This window comes from Kluyvera sp. Awk 3 (assembly GCF_028069715.1).
Classification (GTDB): Bacteria; Pseudomonadota; Gammaproteobacteria; order Enterobacterales; family Enterobacteriaceae; genus Kluyvera; species Kluyvera georgiana_A.
In genome coordinates this window covers 1-24090 of the sequence record NZ_JANEWH010000030.1, presented here as the reverse complement: position 1 = coordinate 24090, position 24090 = coordinate 1, and the positions used below count along the sequence as shown (strand labels likewise).

The window sequence follows — 24090 nt, the reverse complement described above, 5'->3', positions numbered from 1 at the left end:
TGAGTTTGCGGGTCGGCATTATCGACCATTCGTAGAATGCAAACCAGACAAAAACGCGTGACGGCAGGTTTATCCATAAAAACAGCGCGAATCACGCATATTCATAACAGTGGGAATGTCGAATGATGCAACACCTGTGTTTTTCTGGATACCGCCTCGCAAAGATAAATTATGAGGAATTGCGTTTTAACCACTTAGCGAGATAATCACGGACATTCATTACAGGGAGGGAGTGTATGATGAAATCTAAGAACATCGTAAAAGAGTGTATTGCAGACCAGAGCAAGAGGGTTTCAACTGATACCATAGCACAACAGGCAACGGGTTGTAGAATACGCGCGGAAGATCGAGAATTTATTCGCAAAATGAATGAGTTCACGCAAGAAGCGGGCCTGTTATCCGATGACCCATTTTATGAGGTGCTCTAATGACAATGCAATTTGATGTTTATCGAAATGCATCGGAACGGAGCCGTTTGCAGCATCCCTATATTATGGTGATTCAACACGATTACTACGCGGATCTTGCAACACGTCTGGTTCTCCCATTAAGCGGACACCCATTATTAAAAACCTACTATCATCAGGTAACGCCGCTGGTTAATATCGATTTCCAGACCCTCGCCATTAACGCCCCTGCAATGACCAGCATCGATAAAGCAAAGCTCAACAACCGATTATTTGTCTGTAATTTACGCAGCGCCCGCCCGGGTGTGATCGCCGCTCTGGATGCCTTAGTCACTAATACCTGAAAACGTATATATAAAAAGCGGCCTGACACGCCCATTCGGAAACATCAGACCGCTCGTTATCGCTTCGATGACGCGTTGTTACTTCAGCCCTTCCTGACTCTCTCTTTTCGCCTCTTCGCGTTCGACTTCGCGATACCAGCGTGGATGGTGCTTCTGCGCCCAGCGACGGCTCACTTTACCTTCAATCATCCCCTTAATGGATCCTTTGACCCAGAAGGCCATATACATATGGATAAGGATCGCGTGGATCAGAATGATGGCCGACGTCGCGTGAATCAGCAGCGCGTAGCGCACAACCTGAATCGGGAAATACGGCGCGAAGTACGGACGCCAGATAATGACCCCGGTCACCAGCAGCACAAAAATCATGCTCATGATGCTCCAGAACATCATCTTCTGCCCGGCGTTATATTTGCCAACCTTCGCGACCTTATGTTCATTGCCTTTCAGCACTTCGACAATGCCTAACACCCACGGAATATCCTGCTTATCCGGGATGTTATGGTGCACAAAGCGCACGAACATAAACATCAGCACCACGAAAATCAGCACGCCGAAGAACGGATGCAGAATGCGCCCCATCTGCGGAGTACCGAAGGTTTCGGTCAGCCATTGCAGCGTCGGGAAGAAGAAGGAAATCCCCGAGACCGCCACTAGGAAGAAACAGATAACCACCGTCCAGTGACAGGCGCGATCGACAAACTTCGTGCGCACAATCATTTTCGACTTACTCATGGCCATCCTCCTCTTCGTCATCGTCCACTTCCTTATTCGGGCCAATACCAATGTAGTGATAGATAAGCCCGGCAAAAGTGGCAATAAAACCTGCGGCGGATAACGGTTTAAGCGCCCCTTTCCACAGATTAATGCTGGTATCAATGGCAGGTTCCTTCGGCAGCTTATGATAGAGCTCGGGCTGATCCGCATGATGCAGTACATACATCACGTGCGTTCCACCCACACCCTCCGGGTTATAGATGCCGGCATTCGCATAGCCACGTTTCTTCAGCTTATCCACGCGTTCCTGCGCCACATCCAGCATCTCTTTCTTGGTACCGAAATGAATAGCGCCGGTGGGACAGGTTTTCACGCAGGCAGGCTCCATGCCGACGCTGACGCGATCCACACACAGGGTGCATTTATACACGCGGTTATCCTCTTTATTGAGGCGCGGAATATTGAACGGACACCCGGCAATGCAGTAACCGCAACCGATACAGTTGTCCTGCTGGAAGTCGACGATGCCGTTGGCGTACTGAATAATCGCCCCGGCGGACGGACACGCCTTCAGGCAGCCCGGATCCTCGCAGTGCATACAGCCATCTTTACGAATCAGCCATTCCAGCTTGCCGTTCTGCTCGGTTTCGCTAAAACGCATCACCGTCCAGGACTTGGCGCTCAGATCCGCCGGATTATCGTAAACCCCCACGCAATGCCCTACCTCGTCGCGAATATCGTTCCACTCGGAGCAGGCCACCTGGCAGGCTTTGCAGCCCACACAGGAAGAGACATCAATCAGCTTGGCAACTTCTGCCTTATAATCCCGCGCACGAGGCGCAGGAGTGATCGGGTTGGTCGCAGAGCGTTTAATAATGTCTTGTGTTTCCATCGCCATTTAAACGCTCCTTACGCTTTCTCGATGTTAACCAGAAACGCCTTATACTCCGGCGTCTGCGAGTTGGAATCGCCCACGTTCGGCGTCAGGGTGTTGGCGATGTAGCCTTTACGCGCCACGCCTTCATAACCCCAGTGCAACGGGATACCAATGGTTTCCACCTGCTGGCCGTTCACGTTCAGCGTTTGCAGACGGCGAGTGACCACCGCGACGGCGCGAATAAAACCACGCTGGCTGCTGACGGTCACACGATCGCCGTTGGCAATCCCCTTGGCTTTCGCCAGCCCTTCGCTGATTTCCACAAACTGCTCCGGTTGGGCAATAGCGTTCAGGCGCGCATGCTTGGTCCAGGTATGGAAATGCTCGGTCAGACGATAGGTGGTCCCCACGAACGGGAACTTGTCCTTCTTGCCGAGACGCACGGCATCTTCTTCGTACAAACGAACCACCGGGCTTGAGATCACGTTCGGATGCAGCGGGTTGGTACCCAGCGGCGTTTCCATCGGCTCGTAGTGCTCCGGGAACGGCCCTTCTGCCAGCTTATCGAGCGCAAACAAACGGCCCAGACCTTCAGGCTGCATGATAAACGGATTGGTTTTGCTTCCCGGCGGCGCGGTATTGAAGTCCGGAATATCGTTACCGGCCCATTTCGTGCCATTCCACTGGATCAGCATGCGTTTCGGATCCCACGGTTTGCCGTTAACATCCGCCGAGGCACGGTTATACAGTACGCGACGGTTCAGCGGCCACGCCCACGCCCAGCCCAGCGTATTGCCAAGACCTGACGGATCGGCGTTATCGCGGTTGGCCATCTGGTTGCCCTGCTCGGTCCAGCTACCGGTATAAATCCAGCAGGAGGACGACGTCGTACCGTCATCGCGCAGCAGCGCAAAGCTATTGAGCAGTTGGCCTTTTTTCGCCACCAGCGTGCCGTTGGCATCATAGAGATCCGCCAGCGCATAGCCGTTGTTCTCTTTCGCCACTTCTTCTGATTCCGGATGGTCCGGCTGTTTGTAGTGCCAGCCCATCTTCAGCAGCGGCTCAACGCCTTTACCGCCTTCGTTGCGATACATCTCGCGCAGACGATGGTAAATACCGGCCAGAATCTCGCCATCGTTACGGGCTTCACCCGGTGCTTCCTGGCCTTTCCAGTGCCACTGCAGCCAGCGGCCGGAGTTGGCGATAGAACCGTCTTCTTCAGCGAAACAGGTGGACGGCAGGCGGAACACTTCCGTCTGGATCGTCGATGGGTCAACATCGTTCGATTCACCGTGGTTCTGCCAGAAGGTGGAGGTTTCAGTCACTAACGGATCGATAACCACCATGTACTTCAGCTTGCTTAAGCTGCGCACCACTTTGTTTTTATCCGGGAATGACGCCACCGGGTTAAAGCCCTGACAGATGTAACCGGTGACCTTGCCGTTATCCATCATGTTGAAATATTTGATAACGTCGTAGGCCTGGTCCCATTTTGGTAGCCAGTCGAATCCCCAATCGTTCTCTTTTGTCGCCGCGTCGCCGTAGAAGGCTTTCATCAGGCTGACGTAGAACTTCGGATAGTTGCCCCAGTAGTTAACCTGATCCGCCAGTGTCGCTTTCGGCGTATTGGCGGACAGATAGCTTTGCAGATCGGTCTGTTTTTCCGACGGCAGCGTCAGATAGCCTGGCAGGCTGGTCGACAGCAGACCCAAATCGGTTAAGCCCTGAATGTTGGAGTGACCGCGCAGCGCGTTCACGCCGCCGCCCGCCATCCCCATATTGCCAAGCAGCAGCTGGATCATCGCCATGGTGCGGATGTTCTGGGCGCCAACGGTGTGCTGAGTCCAGCCCAGCGCATACAGGAAGGTGGTGGTACGGTCTGCCGCGCTGGTCGAGGCCAGTACTTCACACACTTTCAGGAAGTCCGCTTTCGGCGTACCGCAGATATTTTCCACTACATCCGGCGTATAGCGGGAAACGTGCGTTTTCAGCAGGTTCCACACGCAGCGCGGGTGGGTCAGCGTTTCATCGCGTTTGGCGTAGCCGTTCTCATCAAACTGGTAGTTCCACGAGGATTTATCGTACTGGCGTTTTTCGGCATCGTAACCGCTGAACAGACCGTCTTCGAAAGTAAAGTCTTCCCGCATCAGCAGGCTGGCGTTGGTATAGTGCTTCACATATTCGGCGTTGATCTTGTTATTTTCGATCAGGTACAGCAGCACCCCCGACAGGAAGGTAATGTCGGTGCCGGAACGAATCGGCGCGTAGATATCGGCCACCGACGCGGTACGCGTAAAGCGCGGGTCGACGACGATTAGCGTCGCATCGTTATTGTTTTTGGCTTCCATCGCCCAGCGGAATCCCACCGGATGGGCCTCTGCGGCGTTACCGCCCATCACCACCACGACGTTAGCGTTTTTGATATCAACCCAGTGGTTGGTCATCGCACCGCGACCAAATGTTGGAGCAAGACTTGCTACCGTTGGTCCGTGTCAGACGCGCGCCTGGTTATCTACCGCCAGCATGCCGAGCGAGCGCACAAATTTTTGCGTCAGCATACCGGTTTCATTACTGGCCGCCGAAGCGCACAGCATCCCCGTGGACAGCCAGCGGTTGACCGTCACGCCCTGCTCGTTCTTCTCAATAAAGTTGGCGTCGCGGTCGGCCTTCATCAGTTTTGCGATGCGATCGAAGGCTTCATTCCACGAAATACGCTGCCATTTATCCGAGCCAGGCGCACGGTATTGCGGATAGCGCAGGCGGTTTTCACTGTGCACATAGTCCAGCAGCCCTGCGCCTTTCGGGCACAGCGCGCCACGGCTCACCGGATGATCCGGGTCACCTTCAATGTGATAAATTGATTCCCGGGTATTTTTAGCCCCATCGCCCAGGCTATACATTAAAAGCCCACAACCCACGGAGCAGTATGTGCAGGTATTACGAACTTCTTTGGCGCGCAGCAATTTGAAATTACGCGCCTGAGCCAGCGCCATTTTAGGAGCAAATCCTAATGCCGCTGCCGTCGTCCCGGCCATACCGCCCGCGCAGATTTTAAAAAACTTTCTGCGGCTGACGTCCATTGTTTTCCTCATTGTATGGATGTACTTCGCCGGAAAAACTAACAGCAATACTCTTGATTTATTTGCGTCAAATCAATGTCGAAAACCGATCCCCCCTTAATAGTCAAGGGCAACCAATTTTATTAATCCTTTAGGGTTAATCGTTATGGAAAAATATCCCAGTTAGCCGAAAAAAAATGCTATAAACGCAGACTTCGTTTGTAAAATCATCGGGTCAGAGATGGATAAAAAAAGAGCGACGCTCATCGGCCTCACCGCCATTGTATTATGGAGCACTATGGTGGGGTTAATTCGCGGCGTCAGCGAAGGGCTTGGCCCGGTGGGCGGTGCGGCGATGATCTATTCCCTTAGCGGCCTGCTACTCATTTTCACCGTCGGTTTCCCGCAGTTACGCCAGTTCCCACCGCGTTATTTGCTTGCCGGCAGCGTGCTGTTTGTCTGTTATGAAATCTGTCTGGCGCTCTCACTTGGCTACGCCGGCACGCGTCAACAGGCAATTGAAGTTGGCATGGTCAATTATCTCTGGCCAAGCCTGACGATTCTGTTTGCTATTCTGTTCAACGGTCAAAAAAGCAGCTGGTTGGTCATCCCGGGATTATTGCTCTCCCTGTTCGGCGTCACCTGGGTATTAGGCGGCGAACAAGGGCTGGATATCAATGAAATAACCCGCAACGTCATCTCAAGTCCACTCAGCTATATTCTGGCCTTCGTCGGCGCGTTTATCTGGGCAGCCTACTGCACCGTCACCGCCAAATATGCCAAAGGCAAAAATGGTATTACCCTGTTTGTTTTGCTGACGGCCTTAAGCCTGTGGGTGAAATTCTTGCTAAGCGATCAACCGCCGATGATCTTCAGCTGGCCGGTGATCGTTAAGCTTGTGATGTGCGCGCTGGCGTTAGGATTAGCCTATGCCGCTTGGAACGTAGGGATACTGCACGGTAACGTCAGCCTGCTGGCCGTCGCCTCTTACTTTACGCCAGTGCTCTCTTCTGCGCTGGCGGCGGTGTTGCTTAGCGCCGCGCTCTCCTGGTCGTTCTGGCAAGGCGCGGCGATGGTCTGCGTGGGCTCACTGCTCTGCTGGCAGGCCACCCGGCGATAACCGGGCTAGTCTCCGTAGAGCTTAATACTCAGGATATTGGTAATTGAACGGCCATTCCAGTGGTACTCCAGGTGCTCTGCCTGCGTCACCTTCGTGACCAGACAGGGCCGATACAGCACGTAGCAAGTGTGCCCAATATGGCGCACCGAACAATAATGAATACCATCCCTGCCCTGCATTTTTTGGCCCTGCGCAAAGACTTTCGACTGACTATAATCCGTCGCGTGATAAAGCGGCGATGAGATAAACGGCTCGTGGGTGATATCCGCTAAGGTCGCATTAAATTCGGTAAACAGCACCCGCATTTGTACTTTTTGCGCCGGCTCGTTGGTATAACCAAAGATACGTTCCTGATGGTAGACCGTTTCTTTAATGGCGGTGTCGAGCTGAGGCGCGCAGTAATAGCCGCCAAAATCGCCGGTGCTAAACCGCGCCCCTTCCGGATTAATATGGGTGAAGGCTGCCATCACGTAACTGCTGCCGTTAAGCCCAACCAGCCAGTCTGCTTTCGGCACCCGCATCAGCTCACCGGCCTGCTCCAGCAAACGTTCATTGGTGAGCGCTTCAACGGCCCACACCGCTTCAAGCTCATCGCTGCTGGCGACATCCTCGAACAAATCAATGGTGGGATAGCGGCTGGGAATGATCCGGTACGCCGCTGCCCCTGTTACATCAATGAGTGGTGGCGTTTCAGTGCTCAAGCCATGCCCCCTCGCCAGGACTGAAGTCGGGTCGCGACCTCGTAGAGATCGGCAACACGTCCACCGTTCATCACATCCATCGCTGAACGTCCCGCAAAGAAAGGATGGGAATTTGGTTTGCGCACCCAGCCATAGATGCTGTCATCAGCGGTGAACAGCAAACGCAAGCATTTATGGATATTCAGGATGTAGCTCATCCGTTCCTGAATATCCAGACTTAAACGAATGCCGCCCTTCGACTCTTTGTATTTGTTCAATGTTGAACGTGAACTAATACCCAGAAGCCGAAGCTGTTCATCTGTGTTGCACTGCCATTTTTCCAGGATGCGGAACACAACCGGCAGTGCCTTGCTGGTATCAACATTACCGTTTACATGGCTTTCTTGTACTGTAGCCATATGTCCTCCCATGCTTCATTTCGCGACACGCCAAAAAACTGGCCTGTACATTTAATCACAATTGTAGTCTAACTGTTCAACAATGTACATTGTCGGATAAAAAGCCACAAGGGTCTACCCGGGAATTAAACCGGGTCCGGAATCTTAGCCAGGCTACGCCAGATCCCGCCAGCCAGCAGCAGAAGCAGTACGCCTGCGGTCGCCAGCACGATGCTATGCGAATTGATAAACGCTATTTTTGCCGCCTCCATCAGGCTTTGCGCCGGAATGGCGGGCATCGACTGCGCCAGCTTGATCGCTTCGCTGATTGAGGAAGCTGCCTGCTCCGCGGCCATACCGTCGATCCCCGCAGGCAGCACGATTGACGAGGTATAGCTGCGGGTCAGGATCAGACCAAACAGCGCAATGCCCAGCCCCGCTCCCAGCTCGTAGGCCATCGTTTCGATGGCGCCTGCCGCTGACGCTTTCTCTTTAGGCGCCGCCGCCATAATCGCCGCACTGGAGGCGAGCAGCGCGCTGGCAACGCTAAAGCCCAGCAGGGTCATCATCCCCCATGCCAGCCACGGGTGGGCGCTGAAATCGGTCATAGACAGGCCAAGGAAGCTCAGCGCGCTTAACAGCATTCCGCCGGTCGCCACCTCACGCAGCCCAAGTTTCGACACCAGTATGCCGGCAATTGGCCCGCTAAAGCCGCTCGCCACCATCAGCGGCAGCATAAAGAGCCCGGCTTCAAATGGCGTTTTACCGTGTACAAACTGCAGCTCCTGCGCCATCAGCAGCTCAAAGCCCACCAGGGTAATCAGCGCCGTCATTGCCATCATCACCCCGCTTAAAATAACGCGATGGGTAAAGAGACGCATGTCCACCATTGGACGCGCAGACGAGAGCTGTTTACGCACAAACCAGTACAGCATACCGGCACCGGCGATCGCCACCATCGACACCAGCCACAGCGCAAGCTGCCCTTTCAGCGCCGACTTGGCACTAAACACCAGCATCAGAATGGCGGCAATCAGCACCAGCGCCTGGAGCAGATTCAGCGGCTGTTCCCGTCGCGCCGGCTGACGCGGAACCACTCTGGCATTAATGGCAATAACCACCAGCACAATCGGCACGTTGATCAGGAATACCGAGCCCCAATAAAAGTGTTCAAGCAGCATCCCGCCCACCAGTGGGCCAAACGCCGCGCCACCAGAGCCCACGGCCGCCCACAGCCCTAGCGCCATATTACGGTGACGAGCCTGCGCAAAGGTGGTGCGGATCCCGGCAAGCGTCGCGGGGACAATCATCGCCGCGCCAATGGCCAGCAGCGCGCGGGAGGCAATCAGCGTCAGCGCGGTTGGCGAAAACGCCGCCGCAAGCGATGCCAGACCAAAGATCCCGCTACCCAGCAGCAGCAGGCGTTTAAAACCAATCTTATCGCCGAGCGCGCCCATCGGCAGCACCATCCCGGCCATGACCAGTGAATAGATATCAATGATCCATAGCAGCTCATTGCCGCTGGTACCCAGCGCGACGCTCAGCGTCGGCGCGGCCACGTGCAGCACGGTGGCATCAATCGCCACCGGGATATAGACCATCAAAATAGCCATGAGCGTTAACCATTGGCGTGACATTTTTTTGTTCCTCAAATCATTATTTATTGTTGGACATGCGTCCAGGAACGAGATCCTGCCGGATTGTTGAACGCATGTCCAATTTTTTGTTATTCTGTTCGAAACCCTACGTAAACGAAGAAAAATGAATTATTTAACCCGAGAAGAACGGCGGGAAGAGATCCTCAAAACCGCCATGAAGGTCGCGCTGAGCGGCGGCTTTAGCGCTATGACCGTTCGCCATATCGCCAGCGTCGCCGGGGTCTCCAGCGGCCAGGTGCACCACCACTTCACCTCGATTGGCGAACTGAAATCCCTCGCCTTTGTCCGGCTGATTCGTGAAATGCTCGATATGCCGCTGGTGGCCGATGATGCCAACTGGCACGACCGCCTGTTTTCGATGCTCGGCAGCGACGATGGCCGCCTTGAACCCTATGTGCGTCTGTGCCGGGAAGCGCAACTGCTGGCGGACAGCGACAGTGATATTAAAGGCGCCTACCTACTGACGATGGATATGTGGCATAAGGAAACCGTTTCACTGATTGTGCAGGGCACAGAAGCAAATGAATTCAGACCAATAGATAGTGCGGAAAATATTGCCTGGCGATTAATTGCTCTGGTGTGTGGACTGGATGGAATTTATGCGCTAGGGATGACGGAAATAAGCGACGAAATCTTTGCTCGTTATATACAGCATTATATTACACTAGAACTCCACCCCGTATAATTTACATTTAGTAACAATTAACAACGTTTTATTCACAGCGCGTTTTCTTACAACGCGCTTTTTTTATCTATTCTTCAACGATAAAGAGATAAAACGGCCAGACGATAATAATCCTCTTCCTACCTACTTCGCTGTTTTTCCTTTGTTTCTTTTTTATGACGTGTCTATCGAGGGTATTATGCCAAGCAATGAGAAAGATAATCATTACCTTTTAAAAGAATGGAAACCGGAAAATCCTGCCTTCTGGGAAAATAAAGGTAAATCAATCGCAAGGCGAAATCTGTGGATTTCGGTGGCCTGCTTATTACTCGCGTTCTGCGTCTGGATGTTATTTAGCGCAGTGGCGGTCAATCTCAATAAAGTCGGTTTTAATTTTACAACTGACCAACTCTTTTTATTAACTGCACTGCCTTCTCTCTCTGGTGCTATTTTGCGTGTGCCCTACTCCTTTATGGTACCTATATTTGGAGGGCGCTATTGGACGGTATTAAGCACGGTTATCCTTGTTATTCCGTGTATTTGGTTAGGTATCGCCATTCAGGACACCGCTACTCCATTCTGGGTATTTATCATCATCGCTCTGTTGTGCGGTTTTGCAGGCGCTAACTTTGCCTCGAGCATGGGTAACATCAGTTTCTTCTTCCCTAAAGCCAAACAGGGCAGCGCGCTGGGGGTCAACGGTGGTCTTGGCAACCTTGGCGTTAGCGTGATGCAGATGGTTGCCCCGGCGGTCATTTTTCTGCCCATGTTCGCGTTTATCGGCATTCACGGCGTCACGCAGGAAGACGGTTCGACGCTGGCGCTTAGCAACGCCGCGTTAATCTGGGTGCCGCTCCTCGTGATTGCCACGCTCGCCGCCTGGTTTGGTATGAACGATATTGCCAGTTCCAAAGCCTCGGTGCGCGAACAGCTGCCGGTACTCAAACGTCCACATATGTGGTTGCTGAGCCTGCTTTATCTCGCCACCTTCGGCTCGTTTATCGGTTTCTCGGCAGGGTTTGCCATGCTGGCAAAAACCCAGTTCCCCGACGTTAACATCCTCAAACTCGCCTTCTTCGGGCCGTTTATCGGCGCGCTGGCGCGTTCGTTTGGCGGGGTGATCTCCGACCGACTCGGCGGCGTCAAGGTCACGCTAGTGAACTTCATTCTGATGGCGCTGTTCTCCGGCCTGCTGTTCCTGACCTTACCGGGCAGCGGTTCCGGCAGCTTCCTGGCCTTCTACGTGGTGTTTATGGGGCTGTTCCTCACCGCCGGTCTGGGCAGCGGTTCAACTTTCCAGATGATCGCCGTCATCTTCCGTCAAATCACCATCGACAGCGTGAAAAAGCGCGGCGGCACCGACGAGCAGGCCCAACATGAAGCGGTGACCGACACCGCCGCCGCCCTGGGGTTTATCTCCGCCATTGGCGCGATCGGCGGCTTTTTCATTCCGAAAGCGTTCGGCACCTCGCTCGCCATGACCGGTTCGCCGGTTGGCGCCATGAAAGTGTTCTTTGTCTTTTACGTCGTCTGCGTACTGGTGACCTGGTTGGTCTATGGCCGCCGCAAACCGACGTCCAAATAAACATAAAAATGTGAGCAGTGTAACCACGGGGGCGCAATCCCCCGTCAGGAGAAAATGTCATGAGCAAACTACTGGATCGCTTTCGCTACTTTAAGCAGAAAGGCGAGACCTTTGCCAATGGTCACGGACAGGTCTATGACAATAACCGTGATTGGGAGGATAGCTACCGTCAGCGCTGGCAGTTCGACAAAATCGTCCGCTCGACGCACGGTGTGAACTGTACAGGCTCATGCAGTTGGAAGATTTATGTCAAAAATGGCCTGGTGACCTGGGAAACCCAGCAAACCGACTACCCACGAACCCGCCCCGACATGCCCAACCATGAGCCCCGCGGCTGCCCACGCGGCGCAAGCTACTCCTGGTATCTCTACAGCGCTAACCGCCTGAAATATCCGCTGGCGCGCAAGAAGTTGATTGAACTGTGGCGCGAGGCGCTGGCGCAGCAAACCGATCCGGTGCTGGCCTGGGACAGCATCATGCAAAGCCCGGAGAAAACCCGTCGCTACAAAGAGGCGCGCGGAAAAGGCGGATTCGTCCGTTCATCATGGAAAGAGCTGAACCAGCTGATCGCCGCCGCTAACGTCTGGACTATCAAAAACTACGGCCCCGACCGCGTGGCGGGCTTCTCGCCCATTCCGGCGATGTCGATGGTCTCTTACGCCGCGGGGACTCGCTACCTGTCGCTGATCGGCGGAACCTGCCTGAGCTTCTACGACTGGTACTGCGACCTGCCTCCGGCTTCGCCGATGACCTGGGGCGAGCAAACCGACGTACCGGAATCCGCCGACTGGTACAACTCCAGCTATATCATCGCCTGGGGCTCTAACGTCCCACAAACTCGCACCCCGGACGCCCACTTCTTCACCGAAGTACGCTACAAGGGAACCAAAACCATCGCCATTACCCCCGACTTCTCGGAAGTGGCCAAACTCAGCGATCAGTGGCTGGCGCCGAAACAGGGTACCGACAGCGCGCTGGCGATGGCGATGGGGCACGTGATCCTCAAAGCATTCCACCTGGATAATCCGAGCGATTATTTTATCAACTACTGCCGTCGCTATACCGACATGCCGATGCTGGTGATGCTCGATAGCCGGGAAGATGGTTCATACGTCGCGGGCCGAATGCTGCGCGCCGCCGACCTGGTCGATGGCCTTGGCGAAAGCAATAACCCGGAGTGGAAAACCGTTGCCTACAACAGCGATGGCGAACTGGTGGTACCAAACGGGTCCATCGGCTTCCGCTGGGGTGAAAAAGGGAAATGGAACCTCGAATCACAGGCATCAGGTAAAGAGACCGAGCTGACGCTTTCTCTGCTCGATAGTCGCGACACGGTGGCGGGCGTGGCCTTCCCCTACTTTGGCGGCAACGAAAACCCGCACTTCCGCAGCGTGAAACAGGATCCCATCCTGGTGCGCAAACTGCCAGCAAAAGAGCTCACCCTCGCCGACGGCAGCCGTCGCCTGGTGGTCAGTGTTTATGACCTGACGCTGGCCAACTACGGGCTCGATCGCGGCCTGGACGACAATCTGGCGGCCAAAAGCTTTGACGAACTGAAAGCCTATACCCCTGCCTGGGCCGAACAGATCACCGGCGTGTCGCGGCAGAACATCGAAAAAATCGCCCTCGAATTCGCCGATACGGCGCATAAAACGCATGGCCGTTCGATGATTATTCTCGGTGCCGGGGTGAACCATTGGTACCACATGGACATGAACTACCGCGGCATGATCAACATGCTGGTGTTCTGTGGCTGTATTGGCAAAAGCGGCGGCGGCTGGGCGCACTACGTCGGCCAGGAGAAACTGCGGCCGCAAACCGGCTGGCTGCCGCTGGCCTTCGCGCTGGACTGGAACCGTCCACCGCGCCAGATGAACAGCACCTCTTATTTCTACAATCACGCCAGCCAGTGGCGCTACGAGAAGCTGACCGCGAAGGAGCTGCTCTCACCGCTGGCCGACCCGACGAAATATAGCGGTCACCTGATCGACTTTAACGTGCGCGCCGAGCGCATGGGCTGGCTGCCCTCCGCCCCGCAGCTCAATCTCAATCCGCTGTCACTGAAAGCGAAAGCCGACGCGGCCGGGATGACGCCGCAGGACTATACCGTACAAGGACTGAAGTCCGGAGAGATCCGCATGGCCTGCGAGCAGCCGGACAGCGGGAAGAACCACCCGCGCAATATGTTTATCTGGCGCTCAAACCTGCTGGGCTCCTCCGGTAAAGGTCATGAATATATGCTGAAGTACCTGCTGGGGGCAGATAGCGGTATTCAGAGTGAGGAATTTGGCTCCGCAGAAGACGTGAAACCGGAAGAAGTGGAATGGCAGACCGCCGCGATTGAAGGCAAGCTCGATCTGCTGGTGACCCTCGATTTCCGCATGTCCAGCACCTGTTTGTTCTCCGATATCGTCCTGCCAACCGCCACCTGGTACGAAAAAGACGATATGAACACCTCGGATATGCACCCGTTTATCCACCCGCTGTCTGCCGCCGTCGATCCGGCATGGGAATCGAAAAGCGACTGGGAAATCTACAAAGGCATCGCCAAATCGTTCTCCGAAATCTGCCAGGGACATCTGGGTACGGAAACCGACGTCGTACTGCAACCCCTACAACACGACTCCCCCGCCGAACTGGCGCAGCCGTTCGCGATTCAGGACTGGCGCAAAGGCGAATGCGATCTCATTCCGGGTAAGACCGCGCCAAATATTATCGCCGTGGAGCGCGATTATCCGGCCACCTACGAACGCTTTACCTCGCTCGGCCCGTTGATGGACAAGCTAGGTAACGGCGGCAAAGGCATCGGCTGGAAAACGCAAACCGAGGTCGATTTCCTCGGCAAGCTCAACTACGTCAAGCAGCAGGGCCCGGCGAAAGGTCGCCCCTGTATCGAGACGGCAATTGACGCTTCAGAAGTGATCCTCGCCCTCGCCCCGGAAACCAACGGGCAGGTTGCGGTGAAGGCCTGGCAGGCGCTGAGTGAATTTACCGGCCGCGACCACACCCACCTGGCAACCAACAAAGAGGACGAAAAAATCCGCTTCCGCGATATTCAGGCGCAACCGCGCAAGATTATCTCCAGCCCCACCTGGTCTGGTCTGGAAGACGAGCACGTCTCTTACAATGCGGGCTATACCAACGTTCACGAACTGATCCCGTGGCGCACCGTCTCCGGGCGTCAGTCGCTGTATCAGGATCACCCGTGGATGCGCGACTTCGGTGAAAGTCTGGTGGCCTATCGACCGCCGATTGACACCCGCAGCGTGAGCCAGATGAACGCTATTCCGCCGAATGGGTTCCCGGAAAAAGCACTCAACTTCCTGACGCCACACCAGAAATGGGGCATCCACTCCACCTACAGCGAAAACCTGCTGATGCTGACGCTCTCGCGCGGCGGGCCAATCGTCTGGCTGAGTGAAACCGACGCCAAAGAGCTGGGCATTGCCGATAACGACTGGATTGAGGCGTTTAATGCCAACGGTGCGCTCACCGCCCGTGCGGTGGTCAGCCAGCGCGTGCCGCCGGGCATGACCATGATGTACCACGCCCAGGAGCGCCTGATGAATATTCCTGGCTCGGAAGTGACCGGGCGGCGCGGCGGGATCCACAACTCGGTAACCCGTATTTGCCCGAAACCCACCCATATGATCGGCGGCTATGCACAACTGGCCTGGGGCTTTAACTACTACGGAACGGTCGGTTCGAACCGTGATGAGTTCATTATGATTCGCAAAATGAAAAACATTAATTGGCTGGATGATGAAGGCAATGATCAGGTACAGGAGGCGGCAAAATGAAGATTCGCTCACAGGTTGGGATGGTATTAAACCTCGATAAATGCATTGGCTGCCACACCTGCTCGGTAACCTGTAAAAACGTCTGGAGCAGTCGCGAAGGCATGGAATACGCGTGGTTCAACAACGTCGAAACTAAGCCTGGCATCGGTTTCCCTAAGGACTGGGAAAACCAGGAAAAATGGCAAGGCGGCTGGGTACGCGGCATCAGCGGTAAACTGACGCCGCGCATGGGCGGACGCGTCGGCGTGCTGGCAAAAATCTTCGCTAACCCGCTGATCCCGGGCATCGACGACTACTATGAGCCGTTCACCTACGATTATCAGCATCTGCATAACGCGCCGGAAGGCAAAAACCTGCCGACCGCCCGCCCACGATCGCTGATCAGCGGCCAGCGGATGAACAAGATTGAATGGGGGCCGAACTGGGAGGAACTGCTCGGCGGCGAATTCGAAAAACGCGCCCACGACCACAACTTCCAGGAAATGCAAAAGGAGATGTACGGCCAGTTCGAAAATACCTTCATGATGTACCTGCCGCGCCTGTGCGAACACTGCCTCAACCCAAGCTGTGTCGCCACCTGCCCGAGCGGCGCTATCTACAAGCGTGAAGAAGACGGCATTGTCCTGATTGACCAGGACAAGTGCCGCGGCTGGCGCATGTGCATCAGCGGTTGCCCGTACAAAAAAATCTACTTCAACTGGAAAAGCGGTAAATCAGAAAAATGCATCTTCTGCTATCCGCGTATTGAGTCCGGCCAGCCGACCGTGTGCTCGGAAACCTGTGTCGGCCGTATCCGCTACCTCGGCGTGCTGTTGTACGACGCAGACCGCATTGAAGAAGCGGCCAGCACCGAGAAAGAGACCGATCTTTACGAGCGCCAGTGCGACGTGTTCCTCGACCCAAATGACCCGGCCGTCATTGAGGAAGCCCTGAAACAGGGAATCACTCAGAACACGATTGATGCCGCCCAGCGTTCGCCGGTCTACAAAATGGCGATGGACTGGAAGCTGGCGCTGCCGCTGCATCCGGAGTATCGCACGCTGCCGATGGTCTGGTACGTCCCGCCGTTGTCACCGATTCAGTCGGTCGCCGACGCGGGCGGCCTGCCGAAAACCGATAGCATCCTGCCCGCGGTGGAAAGCCTGCGCATTCCGGTGCAATACCTGGCGAATATGCTCAGCGCCGGCGATACCGGCCCGGTACTGCGCGCCCTGAAACGTATGATGGCGATGCGCCACTATAAGCGTTCGCAGACCGTAGAAGGCGTGACCGACACCCGCGCCATTGAGGAAGTGGGCCTCAGCGTGGAACAGGTCGAAGAGATGTATCGCTACCTGGCGATCGCCAACTACGAAGATCGCTTCGTGATCCCCACCAGCCACCGTGAAATGGCGGAAGACGCCTTCCCGGAACGCAACGGCTGTGGCTTCACCTTCGGCGACGGCTGCCACGGGTCAGACACCAAGTTCAACCTGTTTAACAGCCACCGTATCGACGCCATTAACATCGGGGAGAAAGACTAATGCGGATCCTGAAAATCAGCGGGCTGCTGCTGGAGTACCCCGATGAACTCAGTTGGGACAACAAGGACGAGCTTTTTGCCCTGATTGACAGCGATGCCCCGGCGCTGCGGCCGTTCCTGGAGCAGCATCTGGCGGTCTCGCTGCTCGATAAGCAGGCCGAGTGGTGTGAGATTTTTGAGCGTGGGCGAGCAACGTCGTTACTGCTGTTCGAGCATGTTCATGCCGAATCGCGCGACCGCGGCCAGGCGATGGTTGAGCTGATGGCGCAGTATGAACAGGTGGGTCTACAGCTCAACTGCCGCGAACTGCCTGACTATTTGCCGCTCTATCTGGAGTACCTCAGCATTCTGCCGCAGGCTCAGGCACAGGAAGGCTTGCAAAACGTGGCGCCGATTCTGGCGCTGATTGGCGGTCGGCTGAAACAGCGTCAGGCGCCGTGGTATCAGCTGTTCGATACCCTGCTGACGCTGGCCAATACCTCACTATCAAGTGACAGTGTCACAAAACAGGTGGCGGGCGAAGCGCGAGACGATACCCGCCAGGCGCTGGATGCGGTCTGGGAAGAGGAACAGGTGAAGTTTATCGAAGATAACGCCACCGCCTGCGACAGTTCTCCGCTGCAGAGCTATCAACGACGCTTTAGCCAGGACGTGGCGCCACAGTATGTGGACGTCCGTATGGGAGGCCCGAAATGATACAGTACCTTAACGTCTTTTTTTACGACATCTACCCTTACCTCTGCGGCACGGTGTTCCTGCTGGGCAGTTGGCTGCGCTACGACTATGGTCAGTACACCTGGCGCGCCTCCTCCAGCCAGATGCTCGACAAACGCGGAATGGTGATTTGGTCAAACCTGTTCCATGTCGGCATCCTCGGCATCTTCTTCGGCCACTTCTTCGGCATGCTGACCCCGCACTGGGTGTATGAATCCTGGCTGCCGCTGTCGCAAAAACAGCTGATGGCGATGATTCTCGGCGGTGCCTGTGGGGTGATGACGTTGGTCGGCGGCGCTGGCTTGCTGATTCGCCGTCTGTTTAACCCACGTATTCGCGCCACCTCGTCGACCGCGGATATTCTGATCCTCAGCATTCTGCTAATCCAGTGCTGCCTCGGCCTGACCACCATTCCGTTCTCCGCGCAGCATCCGGACGGCAGCGAAATGCTGAAACTAGTCGACTGGGCGCAGGCGGTGGTCACCTTCCACGGCGGCGCCTCCGCGCACCTGGACGGCGTAGCCTGGGTCTACCGCGTGCATCTGGTACTCGGCATGACCATCTTCCTGCTGTTCCCGTTCACCCGCCTGGTGCACGTCTGGAGCGCGCCGGTGGAATATCTGACCCGTCGTTATCAGGTGGTGCGTTCACGCCGATAGCCTTTTCGAACCCTGTAACCCGGCCGAGCATCGCGACGCCGGGTTTTTTATGCCACAAATAAAATATTAAACCTATTCTCAACCACTTTATCTTTCACCGCCACAATGCGTAATAACGCGCTATATTACGCTCGTTGAATTTATCGTAGTGTCTGACAGCACGCGGGAAATATAAATTCACCCAGCATCGTAATTAATAATCTTGTTATGGCGAGGCTCCTGAATAAACATAAGTTATCGCCCTGGTGGTATCGAGAGAGACCATCACAGGGAAATACAGGCATCCATCGAATCAAGGTGTTGCCAAGATAACTTCTGACGGCTCAAGGCCGTACAGATACGTTGTTCAGTGCTAAAACCGGGACGTAGGGATTTTTCTCAGCTTTTCCTGTTTTGTTCGCCCTATATAGAATTTCTATAGGGAACATTTTAATGTTTTACATTCATGCCACTGCGCCGCACTACCCAACCGTCCCTGTAACGGGCGATATTATTGCAAGCTATATGTCGAAAACGTTTATTTCGCTGCCGGAACCACTGAGCGTAAAAGAAGCGCGCGAGATGTTCCTGCGACAATTAAATGACGACCATTTCCCCTGCTCCGTATTCGTGGTTTCCGGCGACAACCTGCGCGGAATATTATCGACACGCACGCTGCTCCAGGCGTCCGATGATAATCAGCCGGTCGCGCAGTTGATGACCACCACCCTATACCACGTCGGCCCGGACGATACCCGCGACGTGGCAGCGGAACTGATCGAAAAGCACCGTCTGACCCTGCTGCCGGTGATTAAAAACGGCAAGCTTATAGGCTGCCTGAATGAAAAAGAGATCGACCAGCTGCTAGCGGATGAAATCACCGAAGACGCGCAGCTTCAGGGGGCGACGCTGCCGCTGGAAAAACCGTATCTGGAGATAAGCCCGGTTACGCTGTGGAAAAAACGCGCCGTCTGGCTGCTGCTGCTGTTTATCGCTGAGGCTTACACCAGCACCGTTATCCAACACTTTGAAGAGGCGCTGGAATCCGCCATCGCACTGGCGTTCTTTATCCCACTGCTGATTGGCACCGGAGGCAACAGCGGCACACAGATAACGTCCACCCTGGTGCGCGCGATGGCGCTTGGCGAAGTGGGCCTTCGGGATCTGGGACGGATCCTGCGTAAAGAGATGTCGACGGCAATGCTGGTCGCCATCACCCTCGGCGCGGCAGGCTGCCTGCGGGCGTGGATAATGGGAATTGGCCCGGAAATTACCTTTATCGTCAGCCTGACGCTGGTGTGCGTCACCCTCTGGAGCGCCGTGGTTTCCTCTGTGATCCCGCTGGTCATCAAACGCGTCGGCATTGACCCGGCGGTGGTCTCCGCGCCGTTTATCGCGACGCTGATTGACGGCACCGGGCTGATTATCTACTTCAAAATCGCCCAGCACTTCTTAGGCTTAAACTAAGCGAACGCCCGGCCGAGGCATAGCCAACGCCGGGCTACAGGGCGGCGATGATTTTGTTAACGATGATTTCCGGCGAGTCCATCGCAAAAACCTGAATATCTCCCAGCGCCATGTAGTCGGCAAATCGCTGGCGAAATTTCACCGCTTCTTTTTCCCGAAACAACCCAAACCCGCGTTTGAGCTGACGTTCAACGACGCTGTAACACGCGACATCGACATCCTTTGACGGCATAAGCAAAATAGAACGCCCGGACTCCCGCACGCGCTGACGGTTGCGTTGAACGATATCCGGGCGAATATCGGTTGCAAGAAAACCGGAAGACAGCGCAAAAACCACATTATGATGGCGCAGCTCAACCGATAGCGCTTCAAACAGCGCGGAGTTTTGTTCAAGATAAGCTTCATAGCCGTCAGTCTTGAGGTAATCACGAATGTTTGCCAGACGTTCGCAAAATTGCGTATCAAGATCGACAAACGCGTAGCCCAGCCGTTCGGCCAGTCTTTCCCCGACGGTGCTTTTCCCCACCCCGCCAGGGCCAATCATAAAAAGATGCACGCTCCCCTCCATCACTCGACCAGAACAATGTCGCCAACATAGCTATTCAAACACAAACGTATCTCCGGTCGCCGGGGAGATAACCTCCGGTAACCACAGTTTTCCCCACGCGCCAGTGCAGTGGCAACCCATGATTTTATCGGGCTTTAACTGCTGGAGAAACTGCCTGCTCTGCCAAAGCGTACGCGGAGAGGCGCAGCGCAAATGAAAGCCGCCAATCAGCGCATGAACGCGGTTTATCCCGGTAATCTTCTGACAGTGCTGGACAATGTTAATGATTCCACGATGTCCGCAGCCGGTAATAATCACCAGCCCGCGTTCCGACAAATAGATCAGTACCCCTTCATCAATCACATAATCCGTTTTACCCGCGGCCACGCCATAGGCTCGGGGATGATCGACAGCAATCTCACCCGACCAGATAAAACGTTCGCTTATCGGCAACGGTGTGCGGGTGTACTCCATGCGATGACGGTTGTAATCAATATCCAGCGAGAGTTTTTTGATTTTATGGCTGCGCCCCGCAACGTTCACCGCGGCAAAGCGCTCCTGCCCAATTGTCGGGTGGCAGATGATGCGACTATTGTCCGGCAGGCAGGGAGCGCCGCCGCAATGATCGTAGTGACCGTGCGAAAGCACCGTCGCCGTGAGGTTATCAAGAGAAACGCCCATCAGAGCAGCATTGTGAAGGAAACTGTCATCCGGGCCAGTGTCGAACAAAACAGAGGTGGTTTCATCCTGCAGCAACAGGCTTAATCCGGCTCGGTTCCGTAACCGACTGTCGGCATCGCTGGCGAGATGATTTTCCAGTAAAACACGAAGCGTTAATGCCATGATCATTCATCCCTGAGGGTTTACCCCGGCGTCGGCTATCCCTCGGCCGGGCTACCTGTTATTTACCGGCTTCCGGATGGGTGTCGAATGCCGCCATCACCGCCGCCAGTTCGCTGACGCTAAAACCATATTTCGGATCGGTGACGCCAAGTCCAAAGCGGGTTTGTAGCGCTTCATACAGCGTGGGCACGTCCGGAAAATCCACCTTCTCGACCACGTGGTTTTTATCCCAATGGGTAAAGTGAAAGTTGGTCAACGTCATCTTGCCGCCGTCCGGCAGATGGCGGCACATCAGCAGGTGATGACGGAAATGCGACTGCGGCCAGTGCGCCGACCAGAAGTTGCCCATCACATAGTCAGAAGCGTACTGACGGCCCAAATCAAAGTGATACATCGACTGCCAGTGATCGTGATGGCTGTATTGCAGGATCCACTCCTGATTTTCATACAGCAAACGGTAATCACCGTGCGGGGTCGATTGCACAATATCCGCCAGCAGCTTGATCGGCGCGGTCAGCGTCTGGCCGCCAAAACCAACGTCGGCAATCCAGCGCTCGCCGTCGACCTCGACCAGCAGCAGGCGATGGGTACGCGGCGGCATCTGCGGCGGATGCGCCAGCACAACCCGCCCCAGCAGGCTACGCACGTGAAAGCCAATCTCCCGCAGCACGCGTTCAAACAGGCCATTCTGTTCAAAGCAGTAGCCGCCACGACGGGCGTTAACCAGCTTGTCTTCCAGCGCCTGGTCGTCAAGATGCATCTCGCGTGGCAGGAGTACGTCGAGATTCTCAAAGGGAATTGCGCTGTTGTGATGGATATGCAAACTACGCAACGTTTCCACCGAGACTTCAGGAGTGCCCGTCCAACCCAGACGAGCAAAATAGGCGTTTAAAAAAGGGGTCATCAATGGCTCCAGCATGAGGTTTCCGTCTTTTATAGCTTATTTTGCGCTTAAGAATGATTGTTTTGTGCGATCGGTTGAGGCGGCGTGTACAACGTCAAGCGCCCCGCTTTATTCTGTATATTGCTTACGCTTTTCACACCAATTAGTGTGAAAGCTGCATCCCTTCATTCTCAGAGGAACAATGATGAGCCGTTTTCGTTCTGTCGAGCTTCACCACGCCAGCCGTTTGCTTAACCATGGCCCCACCATTCTGATAACCAGCTATGACGATGAAACGAAGCGCCGCAACGTGATGGCCGCGGCCTGGTCTATGCCGGTTGAATTCGAACCGCCGCGTATCGCCATTGTGGTGGATAAAAATGCCTGGTCACGGGAAATTATTGAACGTAATGGCACCTTTGGCATTGTGGTGCCGAGCGTTGCCGCCGCCAACTGGACCTATGCGGTTGGCAGCATCAGCGGGCGCGAAGAGGATAAATTCAATGCCTACGGTATTCCGACAATCAACGGACCGGTGCTTGGATTGCCGGTGATAGAAGAAAAATGCCTGGCATGGATGGAGTGCCGACTGCTGCCCGCCACCGCAGCGGCATCACACTATGACACTCTGTTTGGCGAGGTGGTGTCCGCTGCTGCTGATGAACGGGCGTTCGTCGCCGGACGTTGGCAGTTCGACGATGATAAGCGCAATACGCTACATCATCTTGGCGCAGGCACCTTTGTCGCCAGCGGTAAACAGATCCGCGTGCCGCTCATTGACGCGCAATAAGGCCTTTTTTGAAGACTGCGCAAAAAATTTGTGCAGTCTCCTTAGCAGGAATGAAACACTGTTCCAACAACTCTTTGTTTTATCAACAATTCCCTCCTCTATTTCGCGCAAAAAAACCTCTGCGTAGACCAATAAAATATCGGCAATGCTCACAGAATATGAACGCAAAAATTTTTCGTATTGCGCATATGAAATGCGTAGTGATTTAATCCTTATTGCCAAATCTTCTTTACACGTAGACTGAGAATAAAAATGGAAAAGCGTTCACTGAATAAAAATATTGATTTACTCCTGCGCGGCTTTACTGAATTAAAAGATAATGGGCGTTTTAATGAACCCAATCTTGACGGGAGCGCCGGAGATTATATTTCATTCTCCAGTTGGGAATGGCCGCAGGGCGTTGGGCTATTTGGACTGGTACGTTTATGGGAAAACACAAAGTCTGATGATCTATATCAAATTATCGACCAGTGGTTTCAGGGAAATATCGAAAAAGGTCTGCCGAGCCTCAACGTAAATACCACCGCGCCGATGCTGCCCCTCTCGCTGTTCTGGTCCCATCACCGTCAGCCGCACTACCAGCAGGTGCTGGATAACTGGGCAAACCGCGTGATGACTGAGCTTCCGCGCACCCCGGAGCAAGGCTTCCAGCATGTGGTTTCCGACGGTATTAACGAAATGGAGATCTGGGACGACACGCTGTTTATGGTGGTGCTATTCCTCGCGCACTACGGTACGGTTTCCGGGCGTCAGGAGTTGGTTGATGAGGCGGTGCGTCAGTTCCTGCTGCATGCGCGCTATCTTAACGATCCGCAAACCGGTTTGTGGTACCACGGCTGGAGCTTTGTTGAGAACAGCAACTTTGCCAAAGCCCGCTGGGCGCGCGGTAACGCGTGGATTACCGTTGGTATCCTTGAGCTGCTGGAACTGGCAGACGTGGGCGCAGGCGTGCGCGAATACCTGATCGAGTGCCTGAAAAAACAGGTGAATACGTTGATTGACCTGCAGGCGGATAACGGCGCCTGGCATACCCTGCTGGATCATCCCGATTCTTACATCGAAATTTCCGCAACCGCCGGTTTTGGCTACGGCTTATTAAAAGGCGCACGCCTGGGAATTGGCGACGAACGCTGGTTAGAGGCAGGAATGAAAGCGCTGGCGATTGTTCAGGATAATATTGATGCTGAAGGAACTGTTCATAATGTTTCTTATGGCACGCGAATGGGGCGAACCCTGCAATTTTATAAAGACATTCCATTACAACCAACCGGCTATGGGCAAGCGTTGGCAATATTATGCCTGAGTGAAGGTTTGCGCCTGGCGGATAACAAATAAAATACGACTCTTCTCTTTGGGAGAAAAAAATGGCTATTGAAT

The 24090-nt window shown here is 54.7% G+C and carries 21 protein-coding genes and 1 riboswitch; of the genes, 12 read left to right on the top strand and 9 right to left on the bottom strand.

Annotated features, from left to right (window positions below; translation table 11 throughout):
* Window positions 1–236 precede the first annotated feature (236 nt).
* Together NNN71_RS08825 and NNN71_RS08820 are read left to right on the top strand one after the other, a co-directional pair.
* Window positions 237–428, top strand: coding sequence for a hypothetical protein (locus NNN71_RS08825; protein WP_249021813.1), 192 nt, complete (start codon window positions 237–239; stop codon window positions 426–428).
* The gene (locus tag NNN71_RS08820) at window positions 428–751 is read left to right on the top strand and encodes a CcdB family protein (RefSeq protein ID WP_167575846.1); all 324 of its coding nucleotides are present in this window, start codon (window positions 428–430) and stop codon (window positions 749–751) included. The genes NNN71_RS08825 and NNN71_RS08820 overlap by 1 nt, the downstream gene beginning before the upstream one ends.
* Window positions 752–829: 78 nt before the next feature.
* Here NNN71_RS08820 and fdnI read toward each other — a convergent pair whose 3' ends face one another.
* Genes fdnI through fdnG form a run of 3 tightly spaced genes read right to left on the bottom strand, consistent with a single transcriptional unit; the run spans window position 830 to window position 5425 of the window.
* Window positions 830–1486 (bottom strand): formate dehydrogenase-N subunit gamma, encoded by a 657-nt coding sequence (fdnI, locus tag NNN71_RS08815; protein WP_064545498.1) that lies wholly within the window; start codon window positions 1484–1486, stop codon window positions 830–832.
* On the bottom strand, window positions 1479–2366 hold the full coding sequence (gene fdxH / locus NNN71_RS08810) for a formate dehydrogenase subunit beta (RefSeq protein WP_163445576.1): 888 nt from the start codon (window positions 2364–2366) through the stop codon (window positions 1479–1481). The genes fdnI and fdxH overlap by 8 nt, the downstream gene beginning before the upstream one ends.
* An 11-nt stretch (window positions 2367–2377) precedes the next feature.
* Window positions 2378–5425 (bottom strand): formate dehydrogenase-N subunit alpha, encoded by a 3048-nt coding sequence (gene fdnG / locus NNN71_RS08805; protein WP_271458336.1) that lies wholly within the window; start codon window positions 5423–5425, stop codon window positions 2378–2380.
* Between the two features lie 220 nt (window positions 5426–5645).
* Here fdnG and yddG point away from each other — a divergent pair, with 220 nt between their 5' ends.
* Window positions 5646–6524, top strand: coding sequence for an aromatic amino acid DMT transporter YddG (yddG, locus tag NNN71_RS08800; protein ID WP_163445572.1), 879 nt, complete (start codon window positions 5646–5648; stop codon window positions 6522–6524).
* Between the two features lie 5 nt (window positions 6525–6529).
* Here the strand turns inward: yddG and NNN71_RS08795 are convergent, their stop codons facing one another.
* The 3 genes from NNN71_RS08795 to NNN71_RS08785 form a co-directional block, all read right to left on the bottom strand.
* A complete protein-coding gene (locus tag NNN71_RS08795; RefSeq protein ID WP_223802611.1) occupies window positions 6530–7225 on the bottom strand; it encodes an RES family NAD+ phosphorylase in 696 nt (231 codons plus the stop codon).
* Window positions 7222–7623, bottom strand: coding sequence for an antitoxin Xre-like helix-turn-helix domain-containing protein (locus NNN71_RS08790; protein WP_064545512.1), 402 nt, complete (start codon window positions 7621–7623; stop codon window positions 7222–7224). The genes NNN71_RS08795 and NNN71_RS08790 overlap by 4 nt, the downstream gene beginning before the upstream one ends.
* 125 nt (window positions 7624–7748) lie before the next feature.
* A complete protein-coding gene (locus NNN71_RS08785; RefSeq protein ID WP_271458335.1) occupies window positions 7749–9239 on the bottom strand; it encodes an MFS transporter in 1491 nt (496 codons plus the stop codon).
* Window positions 9240–9363: 124 nt separating this feature from the next.
* Between NNN71_RS08785 and NNN71_RS08780 the strand changes: the two genes are divergently transcribed.
* From NNN71_RS08780 to NNN71_RS08750, 7 genes are all read left to right on the top strand, one after another.
* A complete protein-coding gene (locus NNN71_RS08780; RefSeq protein ID WP_271458334.1) occupies window positions 9364–9945 on the top strand; it encodes a TetR family transcriptional regulator in 582 nt (193 codons plus the stop codon).
* A gap of 178 nt (window positions 9946–10123) precedes the next feature.
* Entirely contained in the window at window positions 10124–11509 is a 1386-nt protein-coding gene (locus NNN71_RS08775) for a NarK family nitrate/nitrite MFS transporter (protein WP_442910506.1), read from the top strand.
* 59 nt (window positions 11510–11568) lie between these two features.
* A complete protein-coding gene (locus tag NNN71_RS08770) occupies window positions 11569–15309 on the top strand; it encodes a nitrate reductase subunit alpha (protein WP_271458333.1) in 3741 nt (1246 codons plus the stop codon).
* Entirely contained in the window at window positions 15306–16832 is a 1527-nt protein-coding gene (gene narH, locus NNN71_RS08765) for a nitrate reductase subunit beta (protein WP_065357006.1), read from the top strand. Before NNN71_RS08770 ends, narH begins: the two co-directional genes overlap by 4 nt.
* Window positions 16832–17527, top strand: coding sequence for a nitrate reductase molybdenum cofactor assembly chaperone (gene narW, locus NNN71_RS08760; protein WP_271458332.1), 696 nt, complete (start codon window positions 16832–16834; stop codon window positions 17525–17527). The genes narH and narW overlap by 1 nt, the downstream gene beginning before the upstream one ends.
* On the top strand, window positions 17524–18204 hold the full coding sequence (gene narI, locus NNN71_RS08755) for a respiratory nitrate reductase subunit gamma (protein ID WP_064545526.1): 681 nt from the start codon (window positions 17524–17526) through the stop codon (window positions 18202–18204). Before narW ends, narI begins: the two co-directional genes overlap by 4 nt.
* A gap of 194 nt (window positions 18205–18398) precedes the next feature.
* A riboswitch (M-box (ykoK) riboswitch) is annotated at window positions 18399–18582 on the top strand.
* Between the two features lie 54 nt (window positions 18583–18636).
* Window positions 18637–19650, top strand: coding sequence for a magnesium transporter (locus tag NNN71_RS08750; RefSeq protein ID WP_271458331.1), 1014 nt, complete (start codon window positions 18637–18639; stop codon window positions 19648–19650).
* Window positions 19651–19684: 34 nt separating this feature from the next.
* Here NNN71_RS08750 and NNN71_RS08745 read toward each other — a convergent pair whose 3' ends face one another.
* The 3 genes from NNN71_RS08745 to nhoA are packed head-to-tail and all read right to left on the bottom strand — an operon-like array spanning window position 19685 to window position 21944.
* On the bottom strand, window positions 19685–20206 hold the full coding sequence (locus tag NNN71_RS08745; RefSeq protein WP_271458330.1) for a shikimate kinase: 522 nt from the start codon (window positions 20204–20206) through the stop codon (window positions 19685–19687).
* 42 nt (window positions 20207–20248) lie between these two features.
* On the bottom strand, window positions 20249–21040 hold the full coding sequence (locus tag NNN71_RS08740; protein WP_271458329.1) for an MBL fold metallo-hydrolase: 792 nt from the start codon (window positions 21038–21040) through the stop codon (window positions 20249–20251).
* 58 nt (window positions 21041–21098) lie between these two features.
* Window positions 21099–21944 carry an N-hydroxyarylamine O-acetyltransferase gene (nhoA, locus tag NNN71_RS08735; RefSeq protein ID WP_271458328.1) on the bottom strand — a complete coding sequence of 282 codons (846 nt, stop codon included), beginning with the start codon at window positions 21942–21944 and terminating at the stop codon, window positions 21099–21101.
* 184 nt (window positions 21945–22128) lie between these two features.
* On the opposite strand from nhoA, the gene NNN71_RS08730 reads away from it, so the two are divergent.
* The gene (locus NNN71_RS08730) at window positions 22129–22713 is read left to right on the top strand and encodes a flavin reductase family protein (RefSeq protein ID WP_167577297.1); all 585 of its coding nucleotides are present in this window, start codon (window positions 22129–22131) and stop codon (window positions 22711–22713) included.
* Between the two features lie 252 nt (window positions 22714–22965).
* Window positions 22966–24048: a beta-galactosidase BglB gene (gene bglB, locus NNN71_RS08725; protein ID WP_223802603.1), complete on the top strand. Its 1083-nt coding sequence runs from the start codon at window positions 22966–22968 to the stop codon at window positions 24046–24048.
* Window positions 24049–24090 lie beyond the last annotated feature (42 nt).

Excerpts from the sequence above, each read along its gene's own strand:
- narW (WP_271458332.1), top strand. The coding sequence starts at position 16,832 with ATGCGGATCCTGAAAATCAGCGGGCTGCTGCTGGAGTACCCCGATGAA.
- narH (WP_065357006.1), top strand. The coding sequence starts at position 15,306 with ATGAAGATTCGCTCACAGGTTGGGATGGTATTAAACCTCGATAAATGC.
- NNN71_RS08775 (WP_442910506.1), top strand. The coding sequence starts at position 10,124 with ATGCCAAGCAATGAGAAAGATAATCATTACCTTTTAAAAGAATGGAAA.
- NNN71_RS08785 (WP_271458335.1), bottom strand. The coding sequence starts at position 9,239 with ATGTCACGCCAATGGTTAACGCTCATGGCTATTTTGATGGTCTATATC.
- fdnI (WP_064545498.1), bottom strand. The coding sequence starts at position 1,486 with ATGAGTAAGTCGAAAATGATTGTGCGCACGAAGTTTGTCGATCGCGCC.
- NNN71_RS08730 (WP_167577297.1), top strand. The coding sequence starts at position 22,129 with ATGAGCCGTTTTCGTTCTGTCGAGCTTCACCACGCCAGCCGTTTGCTT.
- NNN71_RS08825 (WP_249021813.1), top strand. The coding sequence starts at position 237 with ATGATGAAATCTAAGAACATCGTAAAAGAGTGTATTGCAGACCAGAGC.
- NNN71_RS08790 (WP_064545512.1), bottom strand. The coding sequence starts at position 7,623 with ATGGCTACAGTACAAGAAAGCCATGTAAACGGTAATGTTGATACCAGC.
- fdxH (WP_163445576.1), bottom strand. The coding sequence starts at position 2,366 with ATGGCGATGGAAACACAAGACATTATTAAACGCTCTGCGACCAACCCG.
- nhoA (WP_271458328.1), bottom strand. The coding sequence starts at position 21,944 with ATGACCCCTTTTTTAAACGCCTATTTTGCTCGTCTGGGTTGGACGGGC.
- yddG (WP_163445572.1), top strand. The coding sequence starts at position 5,646 with ATGGATAAAAAAAGAGCGACGCTCATCGGCCTCACCGCCATTGTATTA.
- NNN71_RS08740 (WP_271458329.1), bottom strand. The coding sequence starts at position 21,040 with ATGGCATTAACGCTTCGTGTTTTACTGGAAAATCATCTCGCCAGCGAT.
- NNN71_RS08750 (WP_271458331.1), top strand. The coding sequence starts at position 18,637 with ATGTTTTACATTCATGCCACTGCGCCGCACTACCCAACCGTCCCTGTA.
- bglB (WP_223802603.1), top strand. The coding sequence starts at position 22,966 with ATGGAAAAGCGTTCACTGAATAAAAATATTGATTTACTCCTGCGCGGC.
- NNN71_RS08820 (WP_167575846.1), top strand. The coding sequence starts at position 428 with ATGACAATGCAATTTGATGTTTATCGAAATGCATCGGAACGGAGCCGT.
- narI (WP_064545526.1), top strand. The coding sequence starts at position 17,524 with ATGATACAGTACCTTAACGTCTTTTTTTACGACATCTACCCTTACCTC.
- NNN71_RS08780 (WP_271458334.1), top strand. The coding sequence starts at position 9,364 with ATGAATTATTTAACCCGAGAAGAACGGCGGGAAGAGATCCTCAAAACC.
- NNN71_RS08770 (WP_271458333.1), top strand. The coding sequence starts at position 11,569 with ATGAGCAAACTACTGGATCGCTTTCGCTACTTTAAGCAGAAAGGCGAG.